We start from the raw sequence: 17,094 nt of genomic DNA on the forward strand, positions 1-17,094 counted from the left end.
TAAATGAATACAGATAAAGTATTTTACTGGTTTAATGAGGTGTTTTTTTCGTTAATTTTTCTGTATATGATTATTGTCATTACGGTATATTCGTTAATGTTAATATTTGCATTTTTCCAGTTAAAGAAAGACAGAAAGCTAGATAAGCTGCTTCTAGATAGAGTAAATTTAAAGGCAGTTTATTCAAAACCTGTATCAATTATTGTCCCTGCCTATAATGAAGAGATAGGGATTATCAATACGATTCAATCGCTAATTACTCTTGAATATCCGCAATACGAAATCATAGTAGTAAATGATGGCTCAAAAGATGAAACATTACAAACAGTTATCGATGTTTTTAAAATGGAGCCGATATTCCAGACCGTTCAGCAACAATTGCCTGCTAAAGAAATCCGGGGCATTTACCGTTCGACACTTCATTTCAATATTGTTTTAGTGGATAAGGAGAATGGCGGGAAGGCGGATGCGTTGAATGCAGGGATTAATGTATCCCAGTATCCATATTTTTGCTCCATTGATGGGGATTCTATTTTATCATCGAAATCCCTTCTGAAAGTAATGAAACCAATCATCGCATCAAACGGAAGAGTTATTGCTGCAGGTGGAAGTGTACGCATTGCCAACGGATCGGATATTCAGTCAGGAAGTGTATTAAAGTCTGTTGTACCGAACAATCCGGTTGTGATCATGCAGATTATTGAGTATTTAAGAGCTTTCTATATGGGAAGAATTGCACTTAGCCGGTTTAATTTATTGCTGATTATTTCAGGTGCCTTCAGTGTATTTTCAAAAGAGTATACCGTGAAAGTCGGAGGTTACAATAAAAATACGATTGGTGAAGATATGGAACTTGTCGTCCGAATGCACAGCTATTTACTGCGCCATAACATACAGAAAACAATTGAATTTATACCGGATCCGGTGTGCTGGACAGAGGCACCGAATAATTTAAAAGATTTAAAAACACAGCGTAGACGTTGGCACCAAGGTCTACTAAGCAGTCTCACACTTAACAGAGGTATGCTGCTTAACCCTAAATATAAGCGAATTGGTCTTATTTCCGTGCCTTATTTTGTATTTATTGAATTGATTGGACCAATTATCGAACTGCTAGGCTATTTGTATGTCATCCTTTCTTTCACAGTCGGAGATATTTATTTGGAATCAGCAGTCACATTATTTGTCCTGTTTTTAATTTACAGTACGGTTATCTCTATGTTTTCTATTTTGCTGGAGGCGTGGAGTATGAGTACTTATCCACGCATACGGGATACATTGAAGCTTCTCTTATATTCTTTATCGGAAGTTTTCTGGTTCCGTCCGCTAATGGTTATTTTCCGCCTTCAGGGATTTTGGTATTTCATACGGGGCAAAAATGACTGGGGAAGCTTAAAGCGCTCCGGGTTACAAAAGTAGTCAATATTATAATTAAAGAGTAGTTATCATGTAAAAAGACTTTTAAGATGAAATCCACGTTTTAAAAGTCTTTTTCTATGGGCAAATTATAAAACATGAAGGTTAAAAAGATAGGCTTTACATAGCGTTTTGTGCTATTATAAAACACGTTGATATTTTATCTGCATTTAGCTAATTAAAAACTATGCCACTGGCAAATTGATAAGTGAAACCTTGAAAGGATGATATAAATTATGAGTTACGAACGTACGAAAACCGTATCTCTACATACATTAGGGTGTAAAGTAAACCACTATGAAACAGAAGCCATTTGGCAATTATTTAAAGATCAGGGATATGAGCGTACGGAGTTTGATCATCAGGCGGACGTTTATGTTATTAATACATGTACTGTAACGAATACTGGGGATAAAAAGTCCCGTCAAGTTATCCGCCGTGCAATACGCCAAAATCCGGATGCGGTAATTTGTGTTACAGGCTGTTATGCACAAACATCACCGGCTGAGATTATGGCCATTCCAGGTGTTGATATTGTCGTAGGTACACAGGACCGCGATAAAATGCTTGGCTATATCGAGCAATACCGTAATGAACGTCAACCAATTAATGCTGTACGTAATATTATGAAAAACCGTGTGTATGAAGAATTGGATGTCCCGGCATTTACGGACCGTACACGTGCATCGCTGAAAATTCAAGAAGGCTGTAACAACTTCTGTACGTTCTGTATTATTCCTTGGGCGCGCGGCTTAATGCGTTCACGTGATCCGGAAGAAGTTATTCGCCAGGCACAGCAGCTTGTAGATGCAGGTTATTTAGAAATCGTCCTAACAGGTATTCACACAGGTGGATACGGACAAGACTTCAAAGACTATAACCTAGCACAGCTGTTACGTGACTTGGAAGCGCAAGTTAAAGGCTTGAAACGTTTACGTATTTCTTCTATTGAAGCATCTCAACTAACGGATGAAGTGATTGAAGTACTACAAAACTCTGAGATTGTAGTAAACCATTTACACATTCCGATTCAATCGGGTTCTGATACAGTATTAAAACGTATGCGTCGTAAATATACGATGGAATTTTTCGCGGAGCGTCTTGAGAAGCTGAAAGTTGCGTTACCTGATTTAGCTGTTACTTCTGACGTAATCGTAGGATTCCCAGGCGAAACGGAAGAAGAGTTTATGGAAACATTTAATTTCATTCGCGACCATAAATTTTCTGAACTTCACGTATTCCCTTACTCACAGCGTACAGGCACACCTGCTGCGAGAATGGACGACCAAGTGGATGAGGAAATTAAAAACGAACGCGTTCACCGCCTAATTGCATTAAACGATCAATTGGCAAAAGAATATGCGTCCCGTTTTGAAGGCGAAGTGCTGGAAGTTATTCCTGAAGAGCGCTTCAAAGATGGAGATAATGAAAATCTATATGTTGGCTACACAACAAACTATTTAAAAGTTATTTTTGAAGGCACTGAAGATATGATTGGTCAGCTTGTCAAAGTGAAAGTTACAAAAGCAGGCTACCCATATAACGAAGGTCAATTCGTTCGTGTTTTAGAAGAATTATTAAATTAAATATAAAGGGTTGTATAGAAGTTAAAAACTTTTATGCAACCCTTTTTTATTATATAAAAGTTTTAGTTTCTATTTTCCGGCATATTATATAATACATATCCAAAAGAATTCTTAGTTTTATTGCTATTCGCATATTCTAATAAAAAGAGGGTATTGGTCATTTATGATGGACGGGGGATGGGAAATGGGACAAGAGCAGCTGGCGAAATTATCTATCGTAGAAATACCGGATGGGGTTATTGGGAATATACATCAATTCAAAAATTTCGATCCATCAAGAATTCTGCACTATGAGTTAAAAGAGGACCGTTTATTAATTTACATGGAAGAGTCAGTAAGATTGGAAGCGATCAATGAATTTTCCCGCACAATTGAAGATTTCCGCAATGAGGTCGAGCGGGGAATTAGGCCGGAAGTAGAGGCTTTTGAAGCATTTGAGTACAATGAAGATTTATCAGAACTTAAATTTACAGTGAAGCGGGAATTATTTGATCACGACATTCTCGCGGAAATGCTGGAAATTAGCATAGTAGAAGATGCCATTAAATTTCAAATATATAGTCGTAAATCTATCGGTGTACAAGTATATTATCTTGATGACAAGACAAAGCTAGTATTTGAGCAACGGTTTTATCCGGAATCTAGATAAAGAAGGTAGGGCAATTTATATGAAATGGATATGGATGCTTGCTATGTTATTTGTTTTATATGGTTGCACAGAGCAAAAAGAAGTTCAAACCGAATTGGAGCAACCGACTGTAGAAGTAAATATTCCTCCAGAAGTGGCACGGCAATATGGATCACTGAATATTGAATTTAAGGCTACGGAAGTTCAAAAGACGATACAGCCTGATGGGGTTGTCTCGTTACAGGTGAATGAGCAGCAGCTTAGTGAAATTTCCCAACAGACGAAGCAATTTCTAGAAGAATATAAAGAAGTTACCGGAAAAGGTTCAGGCGATGGGGTGACTAGTATTACATCAAATGACATGTATTCAGAATGGGAGATTACGTTATCGGACGATTCTCTTATGAAGCAAGAATCATTTGAATTAGCGCAGGAACATTTAATAAAAAATATATTAACTTATCAATTGGCAAATCGGCATCAACCTGAATTGAAAATACGATATGTACTGAGTACAGGCGAACAACTGGAAGAGAAAATTATACGGACGGAATTCGCCTATTCCGACGAATAATTTTAGTTGTCTGACAATTTAACTCGGATAAAAAAAATGCTAAACTAGAAGATGTACGGACAACTAAAGAAACATTAAAAGGAGTAATGATACAATGACTCAAAATTATGCGGTAATGATCGATCATACTTTATTAAAAGCTGAATCTACAAAAAAACAGGTACAACAAATTTGTGCAGAAGCGAAGGAATACGGTTTTGCTTCAGTATGTGTAAACCCTACATGGGTAAAGTTCAGTGCAGATCAATTAGCTGGTACAGAAGTTAAAGTATGTACAGTAATCGGTTTCCCATTAGGGGCTACAACTTCAGCAGTAAAAGCTTTTGAAACAAAAGACGCGATTGCCAATGGTGCCGGTGAAATCGACATGGTCATTAATATTGGTGCATTAAAAGATGGAGACTTCGATTTAGTGCGTGACGATATTAAAGCAGTAGTAGACGCTGCAAATGGTACTTTAGTAAAAGTAATCATTGAAACATGTCTTTTAACAGATGAAGAAAAAGTGAAAGCATGTGAATTGGCAGTTGAAGCAGGTGCTGATTTCGTAAAAACTTCTACTGGTTTTTCAACAGGTGGAGCTACGGCGGAAGATATCGCTTTAATGCGTAAAACAGTTGGTCCGGACCTTGGTGTAAAAGCATCCGGCGGAGTTCGCAGCCTTGAAGATATGCAAAATATGATTGATAATGGAGCTACTCGAATCGGCGCGTCATCTGGTGTTGCTATCATGAATGGTTTAAAATCAGATTCAAATTACTAAATAGATAGTTTTTGTTGACTCTTTTTTAATGATAAGCTATACTACTTTAGTACACATTATCTAAATGTTGATGATTGTATTGACGTGTGTTCGGAGGGAGGGAAAGAGAGATGTCAAAAACTGTCGTTCGCAAAAACGAATCGCTTGAAGATGCTCTTCGTCGCTTCAAACGTACTGTATCAAAATCAGGTACAATTCAGGAAGTTAGAAAGCGCGAGTTCTACGAAAAACCTAGCGTTAAGCGTAAAAAGAAATCAGAAGCTGCACGTAAACGTAAGTGGTAATTTTCCCTGTAAAAACCCTACGTTCATAACACGCAATTTTCAGATTTAACTGAGCAGACAAATGATATAACCCCCAAGCTACTTATGTGGCTTGGGGGTTATTTATTTTATTACAAAAAAAGATTTTTTAATAAAGTCCGTTCTGCTGTGGCATAAACACATTTCTGCGAAAATGAAGATATAAAACATAGCATTTCCGCTCTCCGCCGCCTCGCGATAGCGCAAGCGGCTTGGTTGTATATTTATATTACACTTTATAACGAGGGCAAAATTTTGGGGTTGGTGGGCCTCGCAAACGGCAATAAAGGCAGTGATAAACGTGGCTTTAGCGCTGTCTTGCCGTAGCCCACCAATCAATCAAGTGAAACCTTATTAGAAAATCTTCCCCATGTTATGGTGATGTGCCGAAAAAATAAAAATATCGCGTAGAACTATTACAAAATATAGAGAAAGCCTAACAATCCCGATTTCAACAAAAAGAGTATATGCATGAATAAGATGAGCCTATTTAGTAGAATCTAATTAAATGGGTTCGTTTTTTTATTTACGAATGAGAATATTTTAACCGGAAATAATGATTTTTATTGCAAATTATAGAAAATTATTAATTTTGTGGTTGATTTAGCGTATAATAGTTCGGTGAGGAGCCATTTTGAAAAAGGCGCAGATAAAAGTTAACTTTTTTGAAACCTTTTATCTTTTCATCCGTATACCTACTATACATACAATTTAGCAAAGAGAGGTGAGAATAATGAAACGAACAAAGATCTTTAGTTGGATTTTTCTAATGGTCATGTCATTCGTATTAGTATTTCCTTCTTTAACAGCATTTGCGAATGGTAAAGTATATGAAATATCGGTAAACAATGAAATTGAAAAAGGGTTAGTCGAGCATTTAAAGCGCGGATTTGATGAGGCGAAAAGCAATAATGCGGAGGCAATTATCCTTAATATGCACACACCGGGTGGATTTGTCGCTGCGGCTTCTGAAATTGGCAGGCTAATGGATAATACGGATATACCGATTATCGCCTTCATTAATTCTGATGCGCTGTCGGCAGGTGCGTTCATCGCATTACATGCGGATAAAATTTATATGACGCCAAATGCAACAATGGGGGCAGCGGCGGTTATCGATTCTGCAGGAAATACAGCTGGTGAAAAGGCAGAAAGCGATTGGCTTGCAAAAATGACGTCAGCTGCTGAAAACTCCGGACGGGATCCAAAATTCGCCCAGGCAATGGTCAGAAATGACTTTGATTTACCAGAGTTGAGAGCCCCGAAAGGAAAGCTTCTTACATTGACTGCTGAAGATGCCGAAAAGGTGAATTACTCTGAAGGAACAGTTGCTTCCATTGATGCACTGCTTAAAACACTGCAGCTTGAGGATAGTGAAGTTGTAAAAGTTGAGCAAACATTTGCAGAAAAACTTGCGCGCTTTATTACCAATCCGATAATTGTTCCTATACTGTTGTCGATTGCCAGTATTGGATTAGTAGTAGAGTTGTACTCGCCTGGCTTTGGTCTTGCCGGGTCAATGGGGCTTGCTTCATTAGGTATGTTTTTCTTTGGGCATCTCATTGCAGGATTTGCAGGATATGAAACACTGATCATTTTCGTTATTGGACTGATTTTAGTCATTGCCGAGCTGGTTGTACCAGGTGGCATATTAGGTATCATCGGGGGCGTACTAATTATTGGAAGTTTACTTTTTGCAGGGGAAAGCTTCGCCCATATGGCTTATTCGATTTTAATTGCAATGATAATTGCAGGTATAGGAATGGTGATACTTATGAAATTCTTCGGGAAAAAGTTGCATATGTTTAATCGTCTCGTACTGAGAGATGCTACGTCGACGGAAGAAGGCTATGTTTCAAATACGAACCGAATTGAATTGATAGGCAAAGTAGGTCAATCTATTACACCGTTGCGTCCATCGGGCACAGTTTTGGTCGGTCAAGATCGTCTTGATGTCGTGACACAAGGTGGCTATATTGATGCTGGTAAAACAGTGGAAATAGTGAAAGTAGAAGGCTCGCGTATTGTCGTGAGAGAATTTATTGGAAAAGGTGGAGAAGAAGTATGAGTATGTTTGAAGATGCAGGAACCATTACATTAATTATTGGATTAATTATTGCATTTGTCATCCTAGCAGTATTTTTCACATTTGTTCCAGTCGCACTATGGATTAGTGCACTTGCAGCAGGTGTAAGAGTAAGTATTTTCACATTAATCGGGATGCGTTTACGTCGGGTAATCCCTTCACGTATCGTGAATCCGTTAATTAAAGCACATAAAGCAGGTTTGGACGTAACAATTAACCAACTGGAATCCCACTATTTAGCAGGTGGTAATGTTGACCGCGTAGTAAATGCATTAATCGCGGCACACCGAGCAAATATTGAGTTAACTTTCGAACGTGCAGCAGCGATTGACTTAGCTGGTCGTGACGTTTTAGAAGCAGTACAAATGTCGGTAAACCCTAAAGTTATTGAAACACCATTCATTGCTGGTGTTGCAATGAACGGTATTGAAGTAAAAGCAAAAGCGCGTATTACAGTGCGTGCTAACTTAGATCGCCTAGTCGGTGGTGCTGGTGAAGAGACGATCGTTGCCCGTGTAGGTGAAGGTATCGTATCTACATTAGGTTCTAGTGAATCGCATTCAAAAGTACTAGAAAATCCAGATTTAATCTCTCAAACAGTTCTTTCTAAAGGTTTAGACTCGGGTACAGCTTTCGAAATTCTATCGATTGATATCGCAGACGTTGATATCGGTAAAAACATCGGTGCCGAGCTTCAAATTGAGCAAGCACAAGCAGATAAGAACATTGCACAGGCAAAAGCGGAAGAACGTCGTGCGATGGCCGTTGCAAGTGAGCAGGAAATGATTGCAAAAGTTCAAGAGATGAAAGCGAAAGTAGTAGAAGCAGAGGCAGAAGTTCCTATGGCTCTAGCAGAAGCGCTTCGTTCGGGTAACTTTGGTATCATGGATTATATGAACTATAAAAATGTTCAGGCAGACACATCTATGCGTGATTCTATTTCAAAAGTTTCAAATAACGAAAACCAGGATCCAAAGAATAAATAATCGAGGAAGGGAGTGAGCACTAGATGGAAGGACTTATCATAATGATTATTATATTTGTTGTCAGTTCCTTGTTAGGTAAAGGAAAAGAACAGCAAAAGAAAGAATCAAATCAGATGCCGCCATTTAGCAGTCAACCTGCTCCTCGAAAACAGGAAGTAGAACAAAGAACCGAGCAAAGACGTCCGAAATCTTTAGAGGACTTTGCAAATGAGGTATTTGGTCAGCTTAATGAAAAGGCAAAGCCAGTTGCACAACAAATGACTCAAGAGCTTCCTAAACAAGTAGAAAAGCCTGTTATAGAGGCTAAGCGAGTTATAACTGATGCACGTATAGACAATCCAAATAGTGCGCGTTCATTAAAGGAACGTCCAATCGTTGCATTGGCAAAAAAAGAGGCTGAAGCATTCCAGGTAGTGCCGACTAGTCAGCGTGACTTAATGCAAGCGGTCATTATGACAGAAGTTTTGGGTCCACCGAAGTCAAGAAGAAGATAATTATAAGACTACCTATTACTGCGGAAATTACGTAGAAATAGGTAGTCTTTTTTGAGTTAAACAAGTAACTGGCGGAATATAATTACTATTGAATGTCATAAGAAGTGGGTATATAGATGATGAGAGGGGGAATACAATTGAAAAGTGTATGGTTTAACGTCATGATGATGAGTGTGATATTTTTAGCAGCTTGTGGGAATACTAATGATGAGAGCCTTACAGATGCAGGCGAAACAAATGTTGTTTACGAAAATGATGAGATAATTTCGCATAATCTGGAAGGGGTAACAGTTTCATTAGACTATCAAATTCAAAAGGTAACTAATAGTGAAATGCTAGCACAATCTACCAATTTGCAATCTGGTGATTATCTACTTGAAGTAAGCGGAGAGATTCACAATGAGTTTGAGCAAATGGTTTATTATACACCTCATTTCAATATAGAAACTCCAGATAATGTGAAAATTGAGCAGTTGTCATCCACAGTTGGCGATGAACAGATTTTAGTGAATCCGCAAATGAAAACGAATTTTACCGTTGTTTATTTAATTCCTGAGGAACAATACAATAAAAATGAATCTTTAAATTTACAAGCTCCGGCAGTGTTTAAAGAGCCGGACAGTGAAAGCTCCGGTGATGCACTTGGAGACTCATCAAATTGGGAAATTCCAATTAAATAACTACACATGCCTTCTTTTTCCGTAGCATATAGTGACGTAAAAAGGAGGCTTTTTATTGAGAAAATTATTTCCTGTAAATAATAAATTACAAATCACCTCTTTTATGGATATCCGGTATGACGGGTACTATACGGTAGGAGATGTATCTCCAACTGAATATAACTGTCGTACGAAGGACTTTACTATGCATATTCGTGCCGGTGAGCTGGAAGTTATGCATCTGTTTGAGGAGGGTTTTTTAATTCATTGCAGCAAGCTTGAAAAATTAACGATTGAGCGAATAAAAAAATGAAAAAACCTTATAAAAAGCTTATCACCATTAAAATGAAGCAATCAACAGAAGCCAATACGTTTATTATGCTCCTGAAAAAAAATAATATTCGTATTACCCAATTGCGTTTCCCCGGAAAGGAAATTACTTTCCAGCTAGCGCACAAAGATTTGTCTTTAATTCGAAAGCTGAGAAAACAGGCAAAAGTTAGAATAGAGATTCGCTATAGTGAACCGGAAATTATTTTGCAAAAGGATTTGAAGACGGGAATAGGATTAATTTTACTGCTTATTGTCCCATTATTATTATCACGGTTTATTTGGCAAGTGGATGTAGAAGCGCAAACGGTCGAAATCGAGGATGAAGTAATGGACTATTTACAGAAGGAAGTTGGAATAGAATTTCCTGTGCGAAAAAATGCATTTATTTCCGATAATGAAATTCGTCAAACGATGATGAGGGAGTTCAGGGAGTTTTCTTGGGTACATATTATGAAAAACGGCAGTAAAGTGACAATTAGCCCACAGTTAGCGCCAAAAATAGAACCGCCCCAAAACTCAAGTACGAATCAATATTTAATCGCCGGAAACAATGGAGTCGTTACACATTTTCAAATCGAAAAAGGGATTCGTAAAGTAGAGCCAAATACGACGGTTTATCGTGGGGATGTTCTCGTGTCGGGAATTATGGAATACGGAGAAAAATCAATTTTAATCGGAGCGGAAGGTAAAGTGTTTGTCGACTATTGGCTTGAAACTTCTTTTACCATTCCTAAAACAATTGAAATGGAAGTACTGGATGATTACGGTTGGAACTATCAAATAAATTGGAATCAAATTGGGGCTTCAATTGAGCAGAAATCATTTAAACCTTTAAAGTCCATTGTGACATATGAATCGTATAGAATGTTCCATAAAAAAACGGAGAAGATAAGTGAGAAGGATATCGAATCAGTAATTTTACCGTTATTGCATGAAAAGATGATTTATTCATTACCGCTTGAATCGGCAATTAAGGCAGAAAAACTTTTGCACGTGTCCGCTGATGATGATACAGTTAAAGGGAAAGTCTTGTATTTAGTAAATGAAAATATCGCAAAACCACATCTAATTCACCAAGGAGAATGAGTATGTCAGAAAAATATGTTGAGCTCCAAATCGACAATCCAAATGAAGCAGTCATGCTTTTGGGAATGTCTGATGCAAATATAACATTGATTGAAGAAACTTATAATGTCCAGATTATTACGCGTGGCGAGGTAATTCAAATTGCTGGGGACGATGCAGCAAAGAAAAAACAAGCATATTCAGTATTAGAAGCATTGCTTAAAGTAATACGGAAAAATATTAATATCGATCAGCGCGATGTGACAACAGCGATTGAAATGGAAAGTAAAGGCACAATTGAATATTATGCAGAACTATATGATGAAGAAATAGCACGCAATACAAAAGGAAAGCCGATTCGTGCCAAAACAATTGGTCAGCGTGAATACATTCGGGCAATCCGTCATAAAGATTTAATTTTCGGTATCGGTCCAGCCGGTACAGGTAAAACTTATTTGGCTGTCGTTATGGCCACACAGGCTTTAAAGAATGGACATGTAAAACGCATTATTTTAACCCGACCTGCAGTTGAAGCAGGGGAATCTTTAGGGTTTTTACCGGGCGATTTAAAGGAAAAGGTCGATCCTTATCTACGCCCTCTATATGATGCTCTGCATGACATCTACGGGCAGGAACAGACTCAGCGTCTAATTGAACGCGGAACAATTGAAATTGCGCCATTAGCCTATATGCGCGGGCGTACATTAGATGATGCATTTGTAATTTTGGATGAAGCCCAAAACACAACACACCAGCAAATGAAAATGTTTTTAACACGTTTAGGTTTTGGATCTAAAATGGTGATTACCGGAGATAAAACGCAAATTGATTTACCGAAAAACACCGAATCAGGTCTCATAATCGCAGAACGGACATTAAAATACGTAAAAGACATTCATTTCCAGATTTTAGAGCAGGGTGACGTAGTGAGGCATCCATTAGTAGCAAGGGTAATCCAAGCATACTCAGACCAGGAATTATAAAAGGAAAACCCTCTGTGCCGAAAGCGAAGCGACAGGCACAAGGCGACGTAGTGAGACACCCATTAGTAGCAAGAGTAATCCAGGCATACTCAGATCAAGAATTATAATTACGCAAAGAGCAGTTGCACCGTGCAATTGCTCTTTTTGGTCTTATGATAATTTTAGACTAAAAGCTCAAAGTTATAAAAATAAATGGTATCATTTGTAAATATGGATCTTGATTCATCTACCTGAGATAAATAGAGAAAGAAATTTCCGTTATTTCACAAATAAATTAAAAATAGGTTCATCACCATAAGTAGGGGATGACAAAATTGAAAAATAATATTTTCTAATTAAGTCCGTTCTGCTACGCTACGGGGAAAACACGTTGAAGCAAGTATTTTGGAGGCTCATCCTTCGCTCCATGTCACTCTGCTTTGGCATTAAGTGAATTTCTGCTATAATACAGAGCATTTCCGTACTCCGCCGCCTCGCGATAGCGCAAGCGGCTTGATTGGGTGTTTTTTACTTCACTTTATAACGAAGGCAAAATTTTGGGATTGGTGGGCCTCACAAACGGCAATAAAGGCAGTGATAAAGACACTTCACGTGGCTTTAGCGCTGTCTTGCCGTAGCCCACCAATCAAGTGAAACTTCATTAGAAAAGCAACCCGATGTTATGGTGATGAGTCGAATCGGTCACTTTTAATAGATAATTTTATAGGCGGATAGACATTATTAGAAAAACATTCAAGCTTTTCGTAACAAGGAGGATATAAATTTGTTAAAATAAGAGTAGAAAGAAAGTGGAGGTGCATGGTCATAGAGAAAATAAAAAAGCTCATCCAATTAATTAGTTTTCGTGCGTTGCTAATTATCGTTCTTACTGCTACGGCATTGTTACAATTTTCTTTAATGATTGATAATGTCCGTGGTGTTACATATGATATTAAATTAACAGAATTATCGCCAGAAACAATTCGTTCAATAAAAACAATTGAAGATACCGTCAAAACAGAACAGGAAGTGGAGAGTGCCGAACGCTCAGTAGAACCTGTTTACATATTTAAAGAAGATGTTCCTAGCCACCGTGCCACTTTTGTAACGACAATATTTGATATTGTATTGGACGTGAAAAGGGATATTGGGAATCAGGATGGCGAAGTAGGCCAACCAGAACAGCTGGAGTTATTGCGTTCAAATCTAAAAGATATAATAGAAAATCAGCAAAACCTGATTTTATCGGATGCACAGCTAGTAAATTTACTGAATGCTCCAAAAGGAAATATCGAATCAACACGTGATTCACTGGCTGCATTGGTGGAAACGAATTTAAATCGTCCGCTTCGTAGGGAAAATCTGATTACATATCGTAATGACCTTGAAAGTAAAATTCGTCAGCATCCTTCCATATCGGATAGTTTAATGAGTGTAGCAGTTGCAGTTGGACGAGCTGCTGTCGTAGAAACAGAAGTACTTGATGAAGAAAAAACAGCTATTGCTGTGCAGCAAGCTAAAGATGCAGTTGAACCGACCCGCATTCTTCAAGGACAAATCATTGTTCAAGAAGGGGAAGTTGTCACTCGGGAAATTTATCGACAACTCGAATTATTAGGGATGCTGGATAGTGAAGAATCGATTAAACCGATTGCCGGTCTAGTTATATTAATTGTTCTGCAGATGGCATTTTTATTTGCATTATTTGATCGTTCAAAAAAGGACCCTTCCAAAAAGCGTAATGAATTATTCGTTACGATGATTGTCTATTCTATCGCATTGATCATGATGAAGTTAATCGGAATGATTTCAGGGAATTTTGATTTAACGATTGCATTTATTTATCCTTCCGCTCTCGTGACGATGCTTGTTCGTGTATTGGCAAATGACCGTACAGCGAGCATAGTAACATTAATGACCGCAGCATCAGCAGGCATTATTTTCCATGAAGGCTATTCTGCCATTTTACAGATGGATATGGCGCTTTATATTTTATTTGGCGGATTTGCATCAATTATTTTTATGCGCAGTTTGGAAAAGCGGAAAGATATTTTACAGGCCGTTGGTATTGTAACGCTTGTTAACATTCTATTTATTGCGTTTTATTTATTGATGGCACAATCTGGCTATGGCTTTATGGAAATTTCATTCTATGCAGCTGCTGCAATCATATCGGGATTATTATCCGGTGCGTTGATGATGGGCTTACTTCCGTATTTTGAGTCTGCATTTGGAATTTTATCAGTCATGCGCTTAATTGAACTGTCGAATCCAAATCATCCACTTTTGAAAAAAATCTTAACGGAGACGCCTGGTACGTACCATCATAGTATTATGGTAGCGAATTTAGCAGAAGCTGCGTGTGAAGCAATTGGAGCGGATGGCTTGTTGGCAAGAGTAAGCTGCTATTATCATGATGTAGGTAAAACGCGAAGACCGATGTTCTTTATAGAAAACCAAATGGGTACAAACCCACATGATTCTATGTCACCTGAAAGCAGTGCAGAAATTATTATCGCACATACTACTGATGGGGCAGAGCTTCTACGCAAGCATAAAATGCCTCAGGAGATTATTGATATTTGTTTACAGCATCATGGGACAAGTACATTGAAATTCTTCTTGTTTAAGGCGAAGGAAGAAGGGAAAGAATTGGATGAAAGTATATTCCGCTATCCTGGTCCAAAGCCACAATCGAAAGAGGCAGCAATTATTAGCATTGCAGATAGTGTAGAGGCTGCAGTACGGTCATTGAATCAGCCGAGTGCAGAAAAAATTCATAAGCTTGTACAGTCGATTATTCAAGACCGTGTGCAAGATGATCAGTTTGATGAATGTGATATTTCTTTGAAAGAACTGAAAACGATTGAAGATATTTTATGTGAAACTTTAAATGGGACGTTCCACTCGCGTATTGAATATCCAAAGGAAAATTAGGAGGGAACAAATTGTTATTAATTGATTTTTTAGATGAAACAAATGAAGTAAAAAATCCACATTTAAAATTGGTGGAAGAACTGCTGCAGCACGCAGCCGAACACGAAGGGATTGAAGATGGTTCTGAAGTATCGATTACATTTGTAACGAATGAGGCCATTCATGAAATCAATCGTGAATATCGCGATAAAGATCAACCTACCGATGTTATTTCATTCGCTCTGGAGGAAATGGGTGAAGGAGAAATGCAAATTATCGGAGAAGGTATACCACGTATATTGGGAGATATTATTATTTCAACAGACCGCACAAAAGAGCAGGCGGCGGAATATGGGCATACTTTTGAACGTGAGTTAGGATTTTTGGCGGTGCATGGTTTTTTGCATTTGCTCGGATATGACCATATGACACCTGAAGATGAGAAAATCATGTTCGGAAAGCAGGATGCCATTTTACAATCATACGGCTTAGGTCGTGATACAAATGAACGTCCGTAAGTTTTTCCGATCTTTCCGTTATGCAATGGAGGGAATATTTACGGCTGTCAACGAACAAAATTTCAGATTTCACTTAGTGAGCGCAATAATAGTCATCATCGCAGGTGTATTAACAGGCTTAACTATAGTCGAATGGAGTATTATTGTATTGATAATTTTCCTCGTTATAGGTGCCGAGCTGATAAATACAGCCATCGAACGAGTAGTGGACCTTGCTTCACCGGAATTTCATCCGATTGCAAAGCAGGCAAAGGATATTGCAGCAGGTGCTGTACTTGTTTTTGCGCTCGCAAGTGTTATAATCGGACTACTCATATTTTTACCAAAATGGCTATAACTTCTTTTTTGGAAACATAAGAATACTTACTGGAAAGTTATTACTCTGGTCGACAGCTGAACTTGGAAGCAAGGACAGGTAGTGATTAAAATAATATGTATATGTTGGGGGAACTGACGATGAACATGGATCAACTAATGGAACAGTCTAAAATTGCACGTGAATTTGCTTATGTGCCTTACTCGAAATTTAAAGTAGGTGCGGCATTATTAGCTGAGGACGGTACTGTATACAATGGCTGCAATATAGAGAATGCAGGGTATAGTATGACAAACTGCGCGGAACGTACAGCATTTTTTAAAGCGGTATCGGAAGGCAATATGAAATTTAAAGCATTAGCGGTTGTAGCAGATACACCGGGTCCATGTTCTCCATGCGGAGCTTGTCGACAAGTAATGAGTGAATTTTGTGCACCGGATATGCCTGTCTACTTAACGAATATGAATGGTGACGTTCAGCAAACGACAGTAGGCGAGCTTATCCCGGGTGCGTTTAATACGGAGGATATGAAAAATGCAGGAAAATAAAGGATACAAATCGGGCTTTGTCTCGATTGTAGGTCGACCAAATGTCGGCAAATCAACATTTTTAAACCGAGTAATTGGTCAAAAGATCGCGATTATGTCGGACAAACCACAAACAACACGAAATAAAGTACAAGGTGTATTAACGCAGGAAAACTCTCAAACGATTTTCATCGATACGCCGGGAATCCATAAGCCTAAACATAAATTAGGCGAATTTATGTTAAAAACATCACGTAATGCATTAAGAGAAGTCGATGTTATTATGTTCATGGTGAATGCAGAGCAGGCAATCGGTAAAGGTGACGAGTTCATCATCGAGTTATTGCAAGGCAATAAAACACCGGTATTTTTAATTATTAATAAAATCGATTTAGTACATCCTGATGAATTAGTAAAAATTATTGATTCGTATAAAGATAAGTTCGACTTTGCGGAAATTATTCCAATCTCAGCATTACAAGGCAACAACGTTGAAAACTTATTAACGACAATTGAAAAATACTTGCCGGAAGGGCCTCAATATTACCCTGCTGACCAAGTAACGGATCATCCGGAGCGCTTCATTATCTCTGAATTAATTCGTGAAAAAGTATTGCATTTAACTCGTGAAGAAATTCCGCATTCAATCGCGGTCGTTATTGAACGTATTAAACCACATGAAGAAAAGGAAAATATGATTCATGTACAGGCGACAATTATGGTTGAACGCGATTCACAAAAAGGGATTGTTATCGGAAAACGCGGTGCCCTTTTAAAAGAGGTTGGTGTACGTGCCCGCCAGGATATTGAAATGTTGCTAGGTTCAAAAGTATATTTAGAGCTTTGGGTAAAAGTGCAAAAAGATTGGCGTAATAAGCAAACCCATTTACGTGATTTCGGCTTTAGAGAAGACGAGTATTAAAAATAATATGAACAGATGCAGCGTTTATGTTGCATCTGTTC

18 protein-coding genes are annotated in these 17,094 nt (G+C 38.2%); all 18 read left to right on the forward strand.

All coding sequences use genetic code 11. The features are described from left to right. The first annotated feature begins 3 nt into the window (after positions 1-3). The 18 genes from MKY13_RS05120 (at position 4) to era (ending at position 17,053) form a co-directional block, all read left to right on the forward strand. The gene (locus MKY13_RS05120; protein ID WP_339215597.1) at positions 4-1,419 is read left to right on the forward strand and encodes a glycosyltransferase; all 1,416 of its coding nucleotides are present in this window, start codon (positions 4-6) and stop codon (positions 1,417-1,419) included. Between the two features lie 233 nt (positions 1,420-1,652). Then, positions 1,653-3,002, forward strand: coding sequence for a tRNA (N(6)-L-threonylcarbamoyladenosine(37)-C(2))-methylthiotransferase MtaB (mtaB, locus tag MKY13_RS05125; RefSeq protein ID WP_191698314.1), 1,350 nt, complete (start codon positions 1,653-1,655; stop codon positions 3,000-3,002). A gap of 184 nt (positions 3,003-3,186) precedes the next feature. Next, entirely contained in the window at positions 3,187-3,651 is a 465-nt protein-coding gene (locus MKY13_RS05130; RefSeq protein WP_339215599.1) for a hypothetical protein, read from the forward strand. 19 nt (positions 3,652-3,670) lie between these two features. Continuing rightward, a complete protein-coding gene (locus tag MKY13_RS05135; protein WP_339215601.1) occupies positions 3,671-4,204 on the forward strand; it encodes an adenylate cyclase in 534 nt (177 codons plus the stop codon). Positions 4,205-4,298: 94 nt separating this feature from the next. Beyond that, on the forward strand, positions 4,299-4,967 hold the full coding sequence (gene deoC, locus MKY13_RS05140; protein ID WP_339215603.1) for a deoxyribose-phosphate aldolase: 669 nt from the start codon (positions 4,299-4,301) through the stop codon (positions 4,965-4,967). 110 nt (positions 4,968-5,077) lie between these two features. Next, on the forward strand, positions 5,078-5,251 hold the full coding sequence (gene rpsU / locus MKY13_RS05145) for a 30S ribosomal protein S21 (RefSeq protein ID WP_004227078.1): 174 nt from the start codon (positions 5,078-5,080) through the stop codon (positions 5,249-5,251). A 751-nt stretch (positions 5,252-6,002) separates the two neighbouring features. After that, positions 6,003-7,337, forward strand: a complete 1,335-nt coding sequence (locus tag MKY13_RS05150; protein WP_191698310.1) for a nodulation protein NfeD — start codon at positions 6,003-6,005, stop codon at positions 7,335-7,337. Then, positions 7,334-8,341 carry a flotillin-like protein FloA gene (gene floA / locus MKY13_RS05155; RefSeq protein ID WP_191698309.1) on the forward strand — a complete coding sequence of 336 codons (1,008 nt, stop codon included), beginning with the start codon at positions 7,334-7,336 and terminating at the stop codon, positions 8,339-8,341. The genes MKY13_RS05150 and floA overlap by 4 nt, the downstream gene beginning before the upstream one ends. A 41-nt stretch (positions 8,342-8,382) precedes the next feature. After that, positions 8,383-8,835 carry a hypothetical protein gene (locus MKY13_RS05160; RefSeq protein WP_339215607.1) on the forward strand — a complete coding sequence of 151 codons (453 nt, stop codon included), beginning with the start codon at positions 8,383-8,385 and terminating at the stop codon, positions 8,833-8,835. Between the two features lie 137 nt (positions 8,836-8,972). After that, entirely contained in the window at positions 8,973-9,515 is a 543-nt protein-coding gene (locus MKY13_RS05165; protein WP_225231058.1) for a hypothetical protein, read from the forward strand. Positions 9,516-9,570: 55 nt separating this feature from the next. Then, positions 9,571-9,807, forward strand: a complete 237-nt coding sequence (locus MKY13_RS05170; RefSeq protein ID WP_191698307.1) for an RNA methyltransferase — start codon at positions 9,571-9,573, stop codon at positions 9,805-9,807. 32 nt (positions 9,808-9,839) lie between these two features. Then, entirely contained in the window at positions 9,840-10,913 is a 1,074-nt protein-coding gene (locus tag MKY13_RS05175) for a sporulation protein YqfD (RefSeq protein ID WP_339215610.1), read from the forward strand. A 2-nt stretch (positions 10,914-10,915) separates the two neighbouring features. Then, positions 10,916-11,875: a PhoH family protein gene (locus MKY13_RS05180; protein ID WP_339215612.1), complete on the forward strand. Its 960-nt coding sequence runs from the start codon at positions 10,916-10,918 to the stop codon at positions 11,873-11,875. Positions 11,876-12,673: 798 nt separating this feature from the next. Further along, on the forward strand, positions 12,674-14,791 hold the full coding sequence (locus MKY13_RS05185) for an HDIG domain-containing metalloprotein (protein ID WP_191698304.1): 2,118 nt from the start codon (positions 12,674-12,676) through the stop codon (positions 14,789-14,791). Between the two features lie 11 nt (positions 14,792-14,802). Then, positions 14,803-15,288: an rRNA maturation RNase YbeY gene (gene ybeY, locus MKY13_RS05190; protein WP_191698303.1), complete on the forward strand. Its 486-nt coding sequence runs from the start codon at positions 14,803-14,805 to the stop codon at positions 15,286-15,288. Next, positions 15,275-15,625, forward strand: coding sequence for a diacylglycerol kinase family protein (locus tag MKY13_RS05195; protein WP_191698302.1), 351 nt, complete (start codon positions 15,275-15,277; stop codon positions 15,623-15,625). The genes ybeY and MKY13_RS05195 overlap by 14 nt, the downstream gene beginning before the upstream one ends. 119 nt (positions 15,626-15,744) lie before the next feature. Then, positions 15,745-16,152 carry a cytidine deaminase gene (locus MKY13_RS05200; RefSeq protein ID WP_191698301.1) on the forward strand — a complete coding sequence of 136 codons (408 nt, stop codon included), beginning with the start codon at positions 15,745-15,747 and terminating at the stop codon, positions 16,150-16,152. Beyond that, positions 16,139-17,053: a GTPase Era gene (gene era, locus MKY13_RS05205; protein ID WP_191698300.1), complete on the forward strand. Its 915-nt coding sequence runs from the start codon at positions 16,139-16,141 to the stop codon at positions 17,051-17,053. Before MKY13_RS05200 ends, era begins: the two co-directional genes overlap by 14 nt. Positions 17,054-17,094 lie beyond the last annotated feature (41 nt).

This window comes from Solibacillus sp. FSL W8-0372 (assembly GCF_037969735.1).
Taxonomy (GTDB): Bacteria; Bacillota; Bacilli; order Bacillales_A; family Planococcaceae; genus Solibacillus; species Solibacillus faecavium.